Source organism: Streptomyces sp. NPDC032940, from assembly GCF_040636935.1.
Lineage (GTDB): Bacteria > Actinomycetota > Actinomycetes > Streptomycetales > Streptomycetaceae > Streptomyces.
Genome location: NZ_JBEZVJ010000009.1, coordinates 1 through 14,593, shown reverse-complemented (window position 1 = coordinate 14,593; position 14,593 = coordinate 1). Strand labels below are relative to the sequence as shown.

General features: G+C 67.4%; 11 protein-coding genes and 1 pseudogene. 4 read left to right on the top strand and 8 right to left on the bottom strand.

Translation table 11 applies throughout. The features are described from left to right. Positions 1-17: 17 nt before the first annotated feature. Genes AB0E77_RS14250 through AB0E77_RS14225 form a run of 6 tightly spaced genes read right to left on the bottom strand, consistent with a single transcriptional unit; the run spans position 18 to position 7,093 of the window. Complete coding sequence (locus tag AB0E77_RS14250; RefSeq protein WP_361569672.1) at positions 18-1,166, bottom strand: Zn-dependent alcohol dehydrogenase; 1,149 nt, start codon at positions 1,164-1,166, stop codon at positions 18-20. Then, complete coding sequence (locus AB0E77_RS14245; protein WP_361569671.1) at positions 1,163-2,521, bottom strand: NAD-dependent succinate-semialdehyde dehydrogenase; 1,359 nt, start codon at positions 2,519-2,521, stop codon at positions 1,163-1,165. Before AB0E77_RS14245 ends, AB0E77_RS14250 begins: the two co-directional genes overlap by 4 nt. Positions 2,522-2,547: 26 nt before the next feature. Continuing rightward, positions 2,548-3,252, bottom strand: a complete 705-nt coding sequence (locus AB0E77_RS14240) for a transporter (protein ID WP_361569670.1) — start codon at positions 3,250-3,252, stop codon at positions 2,548-2,550. Next, a complete protein-coding gene (locus AB0E77_RS14235) occupies positions 3,249-4,643 on the bottom strand; it encodes a flavin monoamine oxidase family protein (RefSeq protein WP_361569668.1) in 1,395 nt (464 codons plus the stop codon). The genes AB0E77_RS14240 and AB0E77_RS14235 overlap by 4 nt, the downstream gene beginning before the upstream one ends. Continuing rightward, complete coding sequence (locus tag AB0E77_RS14230) at positions 4,627-5,562, bottom strand: alpha/beta hydrolase (RefSeq protein ID WP_361569667.1); 936 nt, start codon at positions 5,560-5,562, stop codon at positions 4,627-4,629. Before AB0E77_RS14230 ends, AB0E77_RS14235 begins: the two co-directional genes overlap by 17 nt. Continuing rightward, positions 5,555-7,093, bottom strand: a complete 1,539-nt coding sequence (locus tag AB0E77_RS14225) for an NAD(P)/FAD-dependent oxidoreductase (RefSeq protein ID WP_361569665.1) — start codon at positions 7,091-7,093, stop codon at positions 5,555-5,557. The genes AB0E77_RS14230 and AB0E77_RS14225 overlap by 8 nt, the downstream gene beginning before the upstream one ends. 600 nt (positions 7,094-7,693) lie before the next feature. Here AB0E77_RS14225 and AB0E77_RS14220 point away from each other — a divergent pair. Further along, positions 7,694-9,130: an APC family permease gene (locus AB0E77_RS14220; protein WP_361569663.1), complete on the top strand. Its 1,437-nt coding sequence runs from the start codon at positions 7,694-7,696 to the stop codon at positions 9,128-9,130. 8 nt (positions 9,131-9,138) lie between these two features. Here AB0E77_RS14220 and AB0E77_RS14215 read toward each other — a convergent pair whose 3' ends face one another. Beyond that, positions 9,139-9,738 (bottom strand): helix-turn-helix domain-containing protein, encoded by a 600-nt coding sequence (locus AB0E77_RS14215; RefSeq protein WP_361569661.1) that lies wholly within the window; start codon positions 9,736-9,738, stop codon positions 9,139-9,141. 607 nt (positions 9,739-10,345) lie between these two features. Between AB0E77_RS14215 and AB0E77_RS14210 the strand changes: the two genes are divergently transcribed. From AB0E77_RS14210 to AB0E77_RS14200, 3 genes are all read left to right on the top strand, one after another. Next, on the top strand, positions 10,346-11,584 hold the full coding sequence (locus AB0E77_RS14210; protein ID WP_361569659.1) for a helix-turn-helix domain-containing protein: 1,239 nt from the start codon (positions 10,346-10,348) through the stop codon (positions 11,582-11,584). 43 nt (positions 11,585-11,627) lie between these two features. Beyond that, positions 11,628-13,109: a tyrosine-type recombinase/integrase gene (locus AB0E77_RS14205; RefSeq protein ID WP_361569657.1), complete on the top strand. Its 1,482-nt coding sequence runs from the start codon at positions 11,628-11,630 to the stop codon at positions 13,107-13,109. Between the two features lie 726 nt (positions 13,110-13,835). Next, the gene (locus AB0E77_RS14200; protein WP_361569656.1) at positions 13,836-14,291 is read left to right on the top strand and encodes a GNAT family N-acetyltransferase; all 456 of its coding nucleotides are present in this window, start codon (positions 13,836-13,838) and stop codon (positions 14,289-14,291) included. 204 nt (positions 14,292-14,495) lie between these two features. Here the strand turns inward: AB0E77_RS14200 and AB0E77_RS14195 are convergent. Beyond that, positions 14,496-14,593, bottom strand: a pseudogene (locus tag AB0E77_RS14195) (IS5/IS1182 family transposase); the annotation flags it as partial.

The window sequence follows — 14,593 nt, the reverse complement described above, 5'->3', positions numbered from 1 at the left end:
GAGATCGCCCCTGCCTTTCAGTACGTGATCACCGAGCGGATGCCGATGCCGCGCTTCATCTGGTCGAACGCCTCGTTGATGTCCTGGAGACCGATCACGCTCGTCACGAGGGAGTCCAGGTCGATGCGGTTTTTCATGTAGTGGTCGATCAGCATGGGGAAGTCGAAATCCGGCTTGCTGGAGCCGTAGTTCGAGCCGATGAGCGACAGTTCCTGATCGGACATGACGAAGGGGTCGATGGAGATCCTCATGCCGTCCGCCACTTGCCCGGCGACTACCGCCGTGCCGCCTCGGGCCAGGACCTCGTAGGCCGACTCGATGGTGCGGGGCAGCCCGATGGCCTCGATGGCGATCTCCACGCCGCGTCCGTCGGTGAGTTGCTGCACCCTGTCGACGAAATCTTCACGGGCGTTGTTGATCAGGTCGGTCGCACCGAAGACGCGTGCCTGCTCGAGCTTCTCGTCGGAGATGTCCGCGGCGATGATCTTCCGCGCGCCGCCGAGCCGGGCCCCCTGGATCGCGTTCAGCCCGACGCCTCCGCAGCCGAGGACCAGCACGGTGTCGCTCGGCCGCACGCCGGCGGTGTTGACGGCCGCACCGACGCCGGTCGTGACGGCGCATCCGACCAAGGCCGACTGCGGGAACGGGGCATCGTCCCGGATGGCGATCGCGGCCGATTCGGGTATGAGGGTGTACTGGCCGAACGTTCCGAGGCCCGCGAAGCTGTAGACGTCGCCCTCGTCCACGGACGTGATCCGGGTACGGCCGTCGAACGAAAGGTGGTTCGCCGAGTGCCGGCTGACCATGTCACACAGGACGGGTCTGCCGCTGATGCAGTAGCGGCAGCGGCGACATGAAGGCGTCCACGACAGCACGACGTGGTCGCCCTTCTTCAGCGTCGTGACACCTTCGCCGACGCTCTCGACGATCCCGGACCCTTCATGGCCGAGGATCATCGGCGAGGGAACTTCCCATTCGCCCAGGAGCACGTGCAGGTCGCTGTGGCACACTCCGCTCGCTCTGAGCCGCACGAGGACCTCGCCGGGCGGAGGCGTCGAGGGAAGGGTCACTCGTTCGACGGTCAGTGGTTCGTTCGGCGTCCTGAAGACAGCGGCGTCGAATTCGATGGTCATGGTGGGTTTCCTTCTGCGCGGTGCGGCGATCACGTCCGGGCGGTGCGGATGAGCTTCTTGTTGGCGAACTCGTCGATTCCGGCCCGGCCCAGTTCGCGGCCGAAGCCGGACCGCTTGACCCCGCCGAAGGGCAGTTCCGCGCCTTCGAGGCCGACGCCGTTGATGAAGACCATGCCGGCGTCGATCCTGTCGGCGACGCGCAGCGCCTGCTCGGCGTCCGTCGTGAACACGTAGGAGCCCAGTCCGTATGGGGTTTCGTTCGCCAGCTCGACGGCCTCGTCCTCGGAGCCGACCCGGTAGACGGTCGCGACAGGCCCGAAGAGCTCCTCGGCGGCCGACGGCGACGTCGGCGAGACGCCCGTCAGAACGCCGGGCGGGAAGTACGCCCCCTCGCGCTGCCGTGCGGAGACGAAGGTCGCCCCGTCGGCGACGGCTCGCTCGACCTGTTCCTCGACGTACTCGGCGGCGGCGACCGAGGAGAGCGGTGTCAGACCGTCGGTCAGGGCGAGCACCTTCTCGGTGAACTTGTCGAGGAAGGCGTCGTAGAGGTTCTCGGCGACGATGAAGCGCTTCCCAGCGTTGCACGCCTGGCCGGTGTTCTCGAACCGCGTCTCGACCGCCGCCTGGACCGTGGCGTCGAGGTCGTCGGTCGCCAGGACGATGAAGGGGTCGGAGCCGCCCAGTTCGAGCACCACCTTCTTGAGGTTGCGCCCGGCCTTCTCGGCGACCTGCGCGCCGGCCCGCTCCGAACCGGTGAAGGAGACGCCCCGCACGCGGGGGTCGGCGATGGCGCGACCGATCTGCTCGCCGGTGGCGTGGACATTGACGTAACAGCCCTGGGGGAAGCCCGCGTCCGTGAACAGCTGCTGGAGAGCCGCGGACGACTCCGGGCACTGCGACGCGTGCTTGAGCACGATGGTGTTGCCCAGCGCGAGGTTGGGCGCGGCGAACCGGGCCACCTGGTAGTACGGGTAGTTCCAGGGCATGATCCCCAGCAACACGCCGACCGGCTGGCGACGGACGAAAGCGGTGCCCTCCCCTTCGAGGAGCTCGATCGGTTCGTCAGCGAGGAACTTCTCCGCGTTCTCCGCGTAGTACCTGTAGATCGAGGCGCTGAACTCGACCTCCGCGACGGCCTCGTCCACCGGCTTGCCCATCTCCCGGTGGATGATCCCGGCAAGCTGCGCGCTGCGCTCGTCGTGGAGGGAGGCGATGGCGTTCAGCAGCTGGGCGCGCTGTTCCACGGAATTCCGCCTCGACCACTGCGCGTAGGCTTCCGCCGCCGCGTCGACGGCCCCCGCGACGGCCTCGTCCGTGGCGGTCGGGTACTCCTTGACCAGCTTGCCGCTGGCGGGGTCGACCACCGCGTACACGTGCCTCTTGGCCATGCTGACTCCTTCTTCGTTGTCGGGGTTCATGCGAGGGTTCCGGTCGTGCGGACCGGGTTCGCGTCGAGAGCCGCGTTGTGGTCGTGCAGCGCGCGGTAGGCGCGGAAGTAGATGAATCCCTGGGTGCCCCACGTCGCCAGTGCGGCGGTGTAGAAGATCGTGCGGTCCGCGTCGTCGAAGGGCAGGGGGAAGAAGTCGTAGGTCAACGCGATGGTTGTTCCTGCGGCCGTGACCAGGCCCGTCCAGATCGCGGGCCGCTTCGCGCCCGCGTTCCAGAGCCGTTTCGCGAAGTACGCGAGGAAGACCGCTGTGAGGAGGTTGGCGACCACGTAGAAGACGGCGACCCAGAACGCGGCGCGGTCGGTGTGGAGGTCCGCACCGTGGAACTGCCGGAGGAAGAGGCCGGCCACGATCGCGACTCCGAACACGGCGACGTCGACGCCGAGGCTCGGCTTGTAGCGATGGGTGACCTTCATCAGGCCCATCATCAGGATGAGCGTGATGCCGACCGCCCGGGAGAAGGCGTCGAGGAAGTACGCCAGGTCGTACAGGACGCTGTCGTCGTCGGCTCCGGACAGTGACCAGAGCAGGAAGTTGCTGCCCGATGTGGCGACGACCATCCACTCGAGGCCGAGGAGGTAGTTGCCGTAGCGGCGGATGAACTTCCATCCGTAGAAATAGCCGGCGAAGATCATCCACAGGTCGGCCAGCAGGAACAGCGCTTCCTTCATGCCAACGCCCCCTCTCGGACGTCACGGGACAGGAGGGCGGCGATGCTCTCGGCAGTGCGCTGGCCGGTCAGAACCGCGCCGTTCATCGTGCCGGCCCATTCGCCGGCGGTTTCGCTGCCGGCCCAGTGGATGCGGCCGTGGGGCCTGGACAGCGCCTTGCCGAAGCTCGTGGTCGCGTAGGGGGCGACAGCGGGGTTGGGGCCGCCCGGGGCGAAGGGCTCCGCTCCCCAGCAGTGGTCCAAGTAGTCGATGGGGGTGCGGGCCTGCGGACCGTAGAGGTCGGCGAGTTGCCGGACGACTCGGTCGCGCCGGGTCTCAGGGCTGAAGCCGTCGAAGACGCGCGGATCGCAGAAGGCCATCATGACGCCCGGTCCGCTGTGGGCGGGAGACACGTCGAAGGTGATGAACACGGTTCCGGTGTCCGTCACCGCCTCACCGGAGAATCCTTCGGCCCGCCAGAACGGCTTCTCGTAGGCCGCGAATGCCTTGCTCAGCACACCCATGCGCCAGGTTCGCGTGAGCCCTTCATCCTGCTCGGGCAGGGCGGGCTCGAACTCGATGGCGGCGCGGTGCGCCGGCGAGGCCGTGACGACCGCGTACTTGGCGTGGATCTCGCCGGAGTCGGTGCGAACGGTGAGACCATGGTCGTCCTGCGTGATACGGCGCACCGGTGTCTGCAGGCGCACGCGGTCGCCGAGCCGCTCCGCCACCCGATGGGCGATCTCCTGGGTGGTTTCGACGATCCGGTCCTGCTGCTGACCGCCGTCGACGTCCAGCATGTGGTCGAGTCCGCCCGCCGAGCGGATGTAGCGCAGTGCGTGCAGCAAGGAGACGTCTCCCGGAGTGCATCCCCACTGCACCTTGCTGATGACGGTCATCAGCGCGCGGGTGCTGGGCAGTGCGTTCTTCCGGTCGAGCCACTCACCGAACGAGATGGCGTCGAGCCGGTCGGCCCCGGGCGTCTCCCAGGCGGCGTTCACGTCGACGGTCGCGACCAGCTTGTTCACCGCCGTCTGCATGCGGGCCATGTCCACGAGGGCAAGGGGGGAGACCGTGGGAATGGTGCCGCTGTAGGTGCGGCGCCGACCCGCCATCCACAGCACGTTGCGGCCCTGGGCGAACTGGTCGGTCGTGGTGCACCCCACCCGGCTCGCGAGGTCTCGGACGGCGGTGTGGCGCCGCGCCACCCACGTCGCTCCGAGGTCGACCTTCACGCCCGCCACCTCGCCGGAGAGCGAACGCCCTCCGACCCGGTCGCGGCCTTCCACGACCACGACGGACCGCCCGATGCTCACCAGCCGCTCGGCAGCGCTCAGACCGGCGAAGCCGGCACCGACGACCACGACGTCGACCGGCGTGCCCTTGGCGCGGGGCTCACGAGATCCGGACATGGTTTCCTCCTTCACCCACGCGGTTCGCGTGCTGCGAGATGTAGCTCGTGATGGGATCGACGAGGGTCTCGGGAATGTGATGGCCCATGCCGGGAATGACCACGTGCTGGGCCGAGCGGATCGCCTGGACGGTCGCGGCGCCGCCGCTCGGGTTGACCAGCGGGTCTCGATCGCCGTTGATGACCAAGGTCGGGGCCGTGATCTTGCTCAACTGGGCCGTCCGGTCTCCGGAGCGCTGGATGGCCTGTATCTGGCGCGCGGTGCCGGCGGCCAGGTCACCAGCGCTGCGATCCCACCCGCGCGCCGCGATGGCGGCCTCGGCCGCGTCGTCGATGGGATGTTCCGTTCCCGCGATGTGCCGGGTGAGCCGTAGGTGGGCACGGACCGCCGCGGTTCTGGTCCTCGCCGGCGGGGCGGCAAGGAGCCGGATCGTCGACAGAGCCGGCTGGCCCACCTTCCTCGCCCCGGTGGTCGAGTAGAGGGAAGTCAGTGACAGAACACGCTCGGGCGCCGTGGCCGCGATCGTTTGCGCGATCATCCCGCCCATTGACCGCCCCACCAGGTGCACTCGCGAGATCCCGAGATGGTCGAGTACGTCGATGCCGTCCCGGGCCATGTCGGCCAGCGCGTACGCGTCGCCGCGCGGACGCCCCGCGATCTGACGCCAGAGACCGGGAGGGGGAGCGGCGACGAACGTCGACTGACCGGCGTCGCGGTTGTCGATCGCGACGACCCGGAAGCCGCGGGTGACGAGTGAGCCGACGAACGAGCCGGTCCAGAAGGTGAGGTCCTCGCCCAGTCCCGCGACGAGCAGCATCGCGGGGGCGGCCTTGTCGCCGTAGTCCCGGAAGCAGATCCTGATCCCGGACGGCGAGGTCGCGTACTGGTCGACGCCCTCGGCGCCGCTCGTCTCAGGCATGGGTGGCTCGCCTCCCGTCGGATGACTGCGCGGCGGCCGTTCGACGGGTGCCGAACTGGAGGTTCTCGTCGGCCACCGGACCGCGGAGCGCCCTGGCGTCCTCGGGGTAGGACATCGCCATCCGCCAGGGCTTCTCGGGGCCCTGCTTGGGCAGGAGCTTCTCGCCGCGCTTGGCGTACCCGGCCTGAAGGTCCATGACGGGCCTGCGGTTCGTTCCCGACGGCGCGACCGGAACCACCGTGTCGTATCCGCGGGAGTCCATGTGCCGGACCAGGTCGATGAAGTAGCGACACATCAGGCTCACCTTGAGCGTCCAGGACGAGGTGGTGTATCCGATCGCCATCGCCCAGTTCGGGATCCCGCTCAGCAGCATGCCGCGGTAACAGAGCGCGTCCGCGATGTCGACCTGGCGCCCGTCCACCACGATGGGCATGCCGTCAAAGAGCCGCAGGTTGAGCCCCGTGGCGGTGATGATGACGTCGGCTTCCAGTTCCTCGCCCGACGCCAGGACGATTCCGCGCTTACTGAAACGCGCCACGGCGTCGGTGACGACGGAGGCCCTTCCTTCCTTGATCGCGTCGAAGAAGTCCCCGTCCGGTGCCACGCACAGTCGTTGGTCCCACGGGTTGTACGGCGGGTTGAAGTGCTTGTCGACGTCGAATCCCTTGGGAAGGCGCTTGACGTTCTCGCGCCGGATGAATGCCCGCCCGGCCTTGGGGAAGGTCCGTAGGCCCTTGACGACGGCGTGTTCGGTCCAGATGTTCTTGAACCGCGTCACGGCGTACCCGCGCTCCTCTCCGAGCAGCTTCGTGAGCGCCAGGGCGACCCTGTCGACACGGGGGAGCGCCATGACGTAGGTGGGGGTGCGCTGCAGCATCGTCACGTGCCGGGCGGCGCCCGCCCCGGTGGTCATGGCCGGCACCAGCGTGATCGCGGTCGCGCCGCTGCCGATGACGACGACCTTCTTGCTGCCGTAGTCGAGGTCCTCCGGCCAGTGCTGCGGATGGACGATCCGGCCCTCGAAGTCGTCCCGCCCCGGGAACTCCGGGGAGAATCCCTCGTCGTACCGGTAGTAGCCGGTGGCGGCGAAGACCCATCCCGCGTGGATCGTCTTGGTCCGGGTCGCTCCCGTGGCGGGGTCCGACGTCTGGACGGTGAGGGTCCACCGTGAGTCCGCCGTAGACCACTCCGAGCGGACGACCCGGTGGCCGAGCTTGAGGACGCGCTCCAGGCCGTTCTCCTCGACGGTCTCGTGCAGGTAGTCCTTGATGAGGGGAGCGTCGGCGATCGCGGCTTCGTGGCGCCAGGGCTTGAATGCGTATCCGAACGTGTGGAGATCGGAGTCCGAGCGGATACCGGGATAGCGGAACAGGTCCCAAGTGCCTCCGATGTCGTCGCGCGCTTCCAGCACGGCGAGCGACTTGTCGGGGAGCTCCCGGCTGAAATAGGTGGCCGCGCCGATCCCGGAGATGCCGGCTCCGATGATCACCACGTCGAATTCCTCGACGGCGTCCAACACCTCAGCTGTCATGACGTTTCCTCGCTGTTCCTGTGGCGGTCACCTCACTGTCGCGAGCCGCGACCGAGGTGAGAACGACAGTGAGCACCTGCTTCGCCCAGGCCCGGTGCAGGATGCACAGGCAGGTGTAGCGCTGCGCTCATACGGTGGTGGACGTCCGGGCAGTGACCTCGGTGGAGGACGTGTTCGGCTCTTCGAGGCGCAGGACGCCTGGCGTCGCCTCAGCAGAGGCCGGCCTCGCCGCAGCCATTGCGGTGCCGTCATCGGCGTGATAGACGTTTGCCGCGTTTAGTAGCACTAAACACCTCGTCGCGGTTGCGCCGGCATCGCTGTCGTCACGTCTTCTCCGCGCCTCGGGGACCACCTACGCATCGAGCCGAGGCGGATTGCGCTGTCACTCATGCTGTCGCGGCCAAGAGGAAGCGACGAGCAGACCAGCTCTCGCTCGGGGTCACGACTTCTCAGAACTGAGCCGGAGCAGCAGAAGCCGGGTCCCTCGCCCTGCTGCTGAGGTGCCGCGCCGGTCCGCTTCGTGTGGCCGTACCACCTCACGCACTCATTCATCCACCCATGACGAGCCGGAACCGGCCCGTGAGCTGAAAGGTGGTCGACATGACCGACCTCCCCAAGACAGGGCACGTCGAAGCACCTGGCGGTGAAGCAGGATCGGGCAACCCGCTCAACCGCGGGCTCGGCGTTTCGCAGGTCGTGTTCATGGTCGTCGCTGCAGCGGCACCGCTCGGACTCGTGGCCGGCGGGGTGCCGCTTGCCTTCGCCGTGAGTGGCAGTCCGGGGATGCCGCTGTACTTCGCATTGTCCACCGTGATGCTGCTGATCTTCGCCGTAGGCTTCACGCAGATGGCCGGACGGGTGCGCAACGCGGGCGCCTTCTACGCCTACGTCCAGGCGGGGTTGGGCCGCATACCCGGCCTCTCGGCCGCGACCCTCGCGCTCTTCTCCTACACTCTGCTTCTCGTCGGGGTGAATGCCTATGTCGGCGTCGCGACGAGCAATGTCATCGAACGGTACACCGACGTCGGCTCTCCGTGGTGGTTGTGGGCATTCGTCTCGCTGGGCATCATCGCCTTCCTCGGCTATCGCGACATCGAGCTGAGTGCCAAGGTGCTCGGTGCCGTGCTGGTGCTGGAAACCCTGCTGCTCCTGGTCATGGACTTCGGAATCCTGGGCCATGGTGGCGCTCACGGCCTGACGGCCGAGCCGTTGTCACCTTCCATCGTGGGGAACGGCTCTCTTGGCCTCGGCGTCATGTTCGCCATCTTCGGGTTCATCGGCTTCGAGGCGACGGCCGTGTTCCGCAACGAGACCAAGGATCCCGATGTCACGGTCCCGCGGGCGACGTACGTCGCGATCCTCGTGATCGGGGTCTTCTACTCGTTCACCGTGTGGGCCATCGTGGTGGGTGTCGGCGTCGAATCGGTGACCGGCGCCGCGAAGGCCGACCCCGAGGGCCTGGTCCTCACGCTGGCGCGGAGCTACGTCGGGTCCGTCTGGGCCGACGTGATGCAGGTGCTTCTGATTACCAGTCAGTTCGCGTGCGTGCTGGCCTTCCACAACGTCGTGACGCGCTACCAGTTCGCGTTGTCCCGGTCCGGCGGCATTCCTGCGCTGCTGGGCGTCGTTCACCCCCGGCACCGTGCGCCGTCGTCATCCTCGGTTGTCGCCTCGGCGGTCGCGTCCGTCACCACACTTGTCGTCGTCGCGCTCGATCTCGACCCGATCGGCGACCTCTACACGTGGTTCTCCGGCGCCGCCACCCTCGGCGTCGTTCTGCTGATGGCGGCCACCAGTCTCGCGGTGATCGGCTACTTCCGGCGCGTCGGTGACCAGCAGTCGGTGTGGCGCACGAGCGTGGCCCCGGCCGTGGCCTTCCTCGGCCTGGCCTGTGTGGCCTACCTGATGGTCGCCAACTTCCCGCTACTCGTCGGCACCACCGGGGGTGCGTGGGGCATCGGTGGGTGCGTCGCCCTCTCGGCCGTGGTCGGCGCGGTGCAGGCCGTCGTCCTGCGGGCGCGCCGGCCGGCCGTCTAGGAGCGGATCTAGGCGGGTCCTCGCGCGACGCGCAGCAGTGGAGGCGACAGGACCCACAGGACCTCGCTCACCGACGTACCCGGGTTGTCAAACTGGTGAAGCGTCTGACCGGAGAACGAGGTGGACACGCCGGCTGACAGCATCCGGGTCTCGCCCCCGACGATGAGACGGGTCGAGCCACTCAGCCCCATCGCGAAGATCGTGGCGTCGAGCCGATAGGAGCCACCAGTGCCTCCGCCTGGTTCGATCACGGATCGGAAGACCTGGAAGGCCGTGGTGTCGGCGGGCGTGAGCAGGTACTCGGCTACGCCTTCACCGCCCATGTCGATCAGGCTTCCGCCCTCCACGACCTCCTCGTAGGGGTACGAGAACAGCTCGCCGACCCCGATCTGCAGCACATCGCAGACGCGCAGCAACGTCGGGACGGACACGCTGGTGAGCCCACGCTCCAACTGACTCAGGAAGCCCTTGGTGACCTCTGCCCGGTGCGCGACCTCCGTCAACGACAACCCGCGGCTGAGCCTGATCTTCCTCAGCTGCGCGCCGGTGGATGCTTCGGAGGCAGCGGAGCCCTTGGCCGCTCCGCCTGCTCTCCTGCTGTCATCCATGGACATCGCCGCTCACCGCCCGTCCCGAGGCCGAGGTCGTGTGCCCGTCGGGTGACAGGCCGACCCAGACGAGCCCTCTCCGTTGCACGAGGCTAAGGCATGCGCATCACGGGCAGCTGGTGTGCCCCTGCCCGGACAACGGCGCAGAGTCCCTTGCAGCGCCATCGACGACCTGATAGACCTGCCGTCGTTTAGTAACGCTAAACACGTCCACAGTTCTTGGAGTCCATGTGCGCGGTTGTTCTCCGGAGACCCGGCCACGCCTGTCGAGGCGGCGGATGTCGACCTCACGGATCCGCGGACGGGCGAAGTCGGGGTTCACATCACCGTGGCGGGATGTGCCGAGCGGAGCGGGTGCGTCTGAATCGGGGCACGCCTCGATGAGCACACGCGCAAGCATGTCATGAGCCAGGTCGATGCCGACCGCTGACGAGCGAAAGAGCGGACGATGAGCATTCAGCTTCTCCGGCCTGCCGAGTGCACGGCAGTCTCGGGCAGCCGCTGCCGCACGTTGGGGGCGACCCGATGCCGGCGGCCGGCTACTCCTCTGCCGGTGACACGGCATGTCGGGGGCGTCGGCACCTCGAATTCAGGGGGACACTGAGACATGGACGAGCTGTGGCCCGCGCCCTCCCGCGAGGTCGCTGACGCGATCAGGTCACTGTGCCAGCGCCTGCTGACGGAAACGGACGCTCTGGTCGACACCTTTGCAAGGCCCTCTCTCGTGGCCCAGAACGATCCCGCCCTCCTCGCCGATGCCTCGCTGGTCGAGGAGGATTGGGAACTCAACCGCTCCGATCTCGTCCAATGGCTGACCGCGAACGTCCAGCAACCGGGGCGGCGAGTGGAGCCCTACGTCGGCCCGAGAACCATGGCCTACATCAACGATCTCGTCTCCCGGGGCATTGCGCCCGACTTCGCCGGCGCGTGGCGTGTGGCGCTGGGGATCGGCTGGCGGCGGTGGCTGGAGGAATGCGTGGCGCGCTGCGCCGACCCCGACCTTCTCGTGGGGGTCCTGGACGTCACGGCGCAGTCGATGGTGCAGTACGCCCTCGACTCGGTCGCAGCCCTGCGCCAAGTCGGCCTGACCGCTGCGGTGGGCAACGCGGATGCCGAGGGGATCGCACTGATCCAGCTGATCGCCAGCGGGGCGCCGATGGCGGAGGATCTTGCCGAGGGCCGCCTGCGTTACCGGATGGCGCGGTGGCACACGGGTCTTGTGTTGTGGATCGATGATCCTCAGCAAGTCGATGCTCTGGACGAGGCGACGCTGGCCGTGCGCTCCGCAGCCACCGGCCGAACCGCTCTGGTGGCACGCGCCAGTGCCACGTCGCGGTGGATCTGGCTCTCGGGGGCGGGTGCCGTCCCGGACCTTCACCACGTGGAGCAGGTCATGGCGACTGCTGACGGGGTCCGCGTGGCGGTGGGAAGGCCGGGGCATGGGCTCCAAGGGTTCAGGACCAGCCACCAGGACGCCCTCGCGGCACAGGCGCTGGTCATCCGGCTCGGGTCCGACCGGCGATTCACGGCTTACGCCGACGTCGAGCTGATCGACGCGCTCACGAAGGACCGGGCTGGCGCACGTCGGTTCGTCATTAACACGTTGGGGTCGTTGGCCGAGGCTGACACGGCACTGCGGGAGGCGCTCCTCACCTACGTGCAGTGCGGATTCAACGCCACCCGGGCGGCCGCCCACCTCTACGCCCACCGAAACACCGTCGAGCGGCGCGTCTCGCGCGCCAACGAACTCTCGGCCGTCAAGGTGGAGGACAACCCGACCCATGTGGCGGCGGCGCTCCTGGTGTTGGACATCGTGCCTGACATCGTGGCGACCAATCCAAGCTGAGCTCCGGGCGCGGCGCTCGGCGATTCCAGGGCAGGACCCCGGCGTGTGCGTCGGCGTCCGCAGCATCGATCTCAGGGCGCACCTCACGCTGGACCGCTGGCGGATACAGCTCCGGATCAGGTCGAACACGTACACCATGCCGCAGGACACAACCGAGCGGAACATAGACCGTGATCGCCGGTTGGCCAAACCGGCGATCACGGCAACCCTTGGAGTGGTTTGTCAATCTCGGGGCGTGGACGCCCCATCGACTTCTCAGTTCGGGAGAAGCGCCCAGACTGGAGGAAAGCGAGTAGTCCTGTCTTATCCGATCAAGAAGCTCGCCCCCAATGCCAGGGGGCAGGTCCGGTACCGGTTCGTGGTCGATGCAGGCCCTGATCCGGTGACCGGGAAGCGTAAGCAGTTGACTCGTACCTTCGGGACGCTGAGGGAGGCAAAGGCGGGGTACGCGAGCGTCGTGCATCGTCGTTACGAGGCGGCGCGTGCGCCGCTCAGTCAAGTCACGGTGGACGAGTGGCTCGATCAGTGGCTGTCCATGAAGGCGGAGGATCTCGAGGAGAGCACTGCCTACAGCTACACCATGACCCTGGCCCGGGTCCGCGGAAGGCTCGGGAACATCCGGCTCCCGGATCTCACCGAGGACCATGTGGCGGCATGGATGCGATGGGCGCTCCAGGATGGGCGTGGGCGGGGAGGGAGGCCGGGCACCGGCCTGGGGGCGACTTCGGTCGAGATGTCGCTGGCCCGGCTGAAGGAGGCGCTTGACTGGGCAGTGACACGGGGCTTGGTCGAGGTGAACGTCGCACGTGAGGTGACCGTTCCCCGTAAGGCACGCAAGGCAGAACGCAGGGCCAGGGCGGCAGTGCCGCCGTGGAGCGTCACGGAAGTACGCGCCTTCGTTCGTGCGATCGCAGGTGACCGCCTGCAGGCACCGTTCCTCCTGGCTCTGATGGGTCTTCGGCCGGCGGAGGTCTGCGGCCTGCGCTGGGCGGACGTCGACCTGGGCGAAGCCACGGTGTCCATCACCAACACCCGGACGGTCATGGGGAACGACATCGTGGTGGAGAAGGACGCCAAGTCGCTTGCCGGTGAGCGGCAGCTCCCGCTGCCGGCTCCGGTTGCGGCTGCCTTGACCGAGTTCCGGGCTGCTCAGGCAGCCGAGAAGACGGCGGCGGGGCAGGGGTACGAAGACAGCGGCTACGTTCTCGTGGACGCTCGGGGAAGAGCGCTCAACGGGCGGCAACTGCGTGAGCGGGCCTACAAGGTCATGGACCGCAGCGGGCTACGTCGGGTCCGTCTGTACGACGCACGTGCGAGCTGCCTGACGTACCTGGCGAACCACGGGGTCCCGGACCATCTCCTCGCCCGGTGGGCAGGGCACGCCGACGTCCGGACCACGAAGCGCTGGTACGTGAAGCCGGATGTGGAGGATCTGCGGCCGGCGGCGGACACGTGGGGAGGTCTGGCGAGTGGCTCCGCCCCCGTTCACGAAGAGAATGTGAGATGTGGGAGCGTGAACGGGTGAGTGAGAAGAACGTCGACACCATGCAATACCGCTTTGACGGGCCGGAACAGGCCCCGGTCCTCGTCATGGGGCCGTCCCTCGGTGCTACATGGCACAGGTTGTAGAGACCGTCCAGGGGCGTCTACGGCAGTCCAGCGCGGGCAGGAAATTGCAGGTCAGAGCGTCTTGGTCCGGGACGGTCTGCCCAGTTGGTGATTGCGGTGTGACACGAGGGTGATACGGCGAGGCCCCACCGAGGTCCGTCCTGACGGGATCTCTGCGCGGATCGTGAGACGGCGAAGCCGCATCGGAGCACTCCGGTGCGGCTTCTCTGTGAGATCGAACGCGCTGGCGCGCACGATGCGGTCGGCGGCCCCGTGCAGTCCGTAGGGACGTGACTTTCCCGGGTGCCTGATTTGCGATCGCACGCGCTCGTCTGTCCGTGCGAGGGTGCGTGCCCCTCCGAGTGCGACCGGGTTGAGTGAGTGCGGGAGACAGGATCGACTAGCTGGCCATCGGCAGCTGAACTGGCGATCCCGGCCTGTGGCGAAGCCGCGGCTGCATCACTGTCACGGGGGATGTCCGTGTGGGCGTCGATCCGCACTCCCGTAACTACTACGAACGCCGCATCGGGAATCTGCGAGATAGGCCCACGCCTCAATCGCTGCTTTGCACGAGAGATCGGCCACTTGGTCAGGCCCACCCGGCCATGACACCCACCAGAGGGCCGGCCGTACGCTAGGAAGTATGAAGATCAGAGTCCGTGACGCTCATCCAGCCGACGTCAAATGGATGAGCAAAAACACCGAGGGCTGGACGGTCACGGTCGAGAAGCAGGAGGGGGCCGCCTCCCTGGCGGAGGCGCTGCATGCCCTGATCGCAGAGGATCCCGACCAAGGCGTGTGTATGGGATGGCTTCACTCCAGTCTGCAGCGCGCGGTAGGCGACGAGTCCGGATACGTCAGGCTTTATGAGCTTTACGTTCCTCCCGAGTTCCGGCGAATGGGAGTGGCGCGCGCCTTGGTCGATGAGCTGTTTGCTCGGGTGCCCGATCAGGAGATCGTGTTGTCTGCGTGGGACCGGGAGCTGTACGAGGTATGGCTCAAGCTGGGATTTATTTATGTCCCTGAATTCGGTGAGGTTTCAGGGGATTGTGGATACTACGGTGACATGGTGCGCCCACCGGTGGAAGCCACATCCTGAAGAAGCAGACATCGTCCGCCCGCTCTCATCGCGGACAGGCAAGGTCGGGAGTTCTTCCGCGCATCGCGTTCTGCCACCGGGCCACGAGCTGAGAGGGGCACGGCCGGCCCCAGACTGCGCGATGAGGTGCTGTGAGCGCTGCATCCTGTTGGCCGCAAATACGCACTGATTGACGGCAACGAAGGCACTGAGCCTTTTCCATCCTCACTCTGAGCTGGTCAGATGAAGGGTGAGGACGGCCTGGACGAGTTTGGTGATCCGGGTGGTCGAGCACCGGAGTTTGCGGAGGAGCCGCCAGGACT

Excerpts from the sequence above, each read along its gene's own strand:
- AB0E77_RS14245 (WP_361569671.1), bottom strand. The coding sequence starts at position 2,521 with ATGGCCAAGAGGCACGTGTACGCGGTGGTCGACCCCGCCAGCGGCAAG.
- AB0E77_RS14240 (WP_361569670.1), bottom strand. The coding sequence starts at position 3,252 with ATGAAGGAAGCGCTGTTCCTGCTGGCCGACCTGTGGATGATCTTCGCC.
- AB0E77_RS14235 (WP_361569668.1), bottom strand. The coding sequence starts at position 4,643 with ATGTCCGGATCTCGTGAGCCCCGCGCCAAGGGCACGCCGGTCGACGTC.
- AB0E77_RS14230 (WP_361569667.1), bottom strand. The coding sequence starts at position 5,562 with ATGCCTGAGACGAGCGGCGCCGAGGGCGTCGACCAGTACGCGACCTCG.
- AB0E77_RS14225 (WP_361569665.1), bottom strand. The coding sequence starts at position 7,093 with ATGACAGCTGAGGTGTTGGACGCCGTCGAGGAATTCGACGTGGTGATC.
- AB0E77_RS14220 (WP_361569663.1), top strand. The coding sequence starts at position 7,694 with ATGACCGACCTCCCCAAGACAGGGCACGTCGAAGCACCTGGCGGTGAA.
- AB0E77_RS14215 (WP_361569661.1), bottom strand. The coding sequence starts at position 9,738 with ATGGATGACAGCAGGAGAGCAGGCGGAGCGGCCAAGGGCTCCGCTGCC.
- AB0E77_RS14210 (WP_361569659.1), top strand. The coding sequence starts at position 10,346 with ATGGACGAGCTGTGGCCCGCGCCCTCCCGCGAGGTCGCTGACGCGATC.
- AB0E77_RS14200 (WP_361569656.1), top strand. The coding sequence starts at position 13,836 with ATGAAGATCAGAGTCCGTGACGCTCATCCAGCCGACGTCAAATGGATG.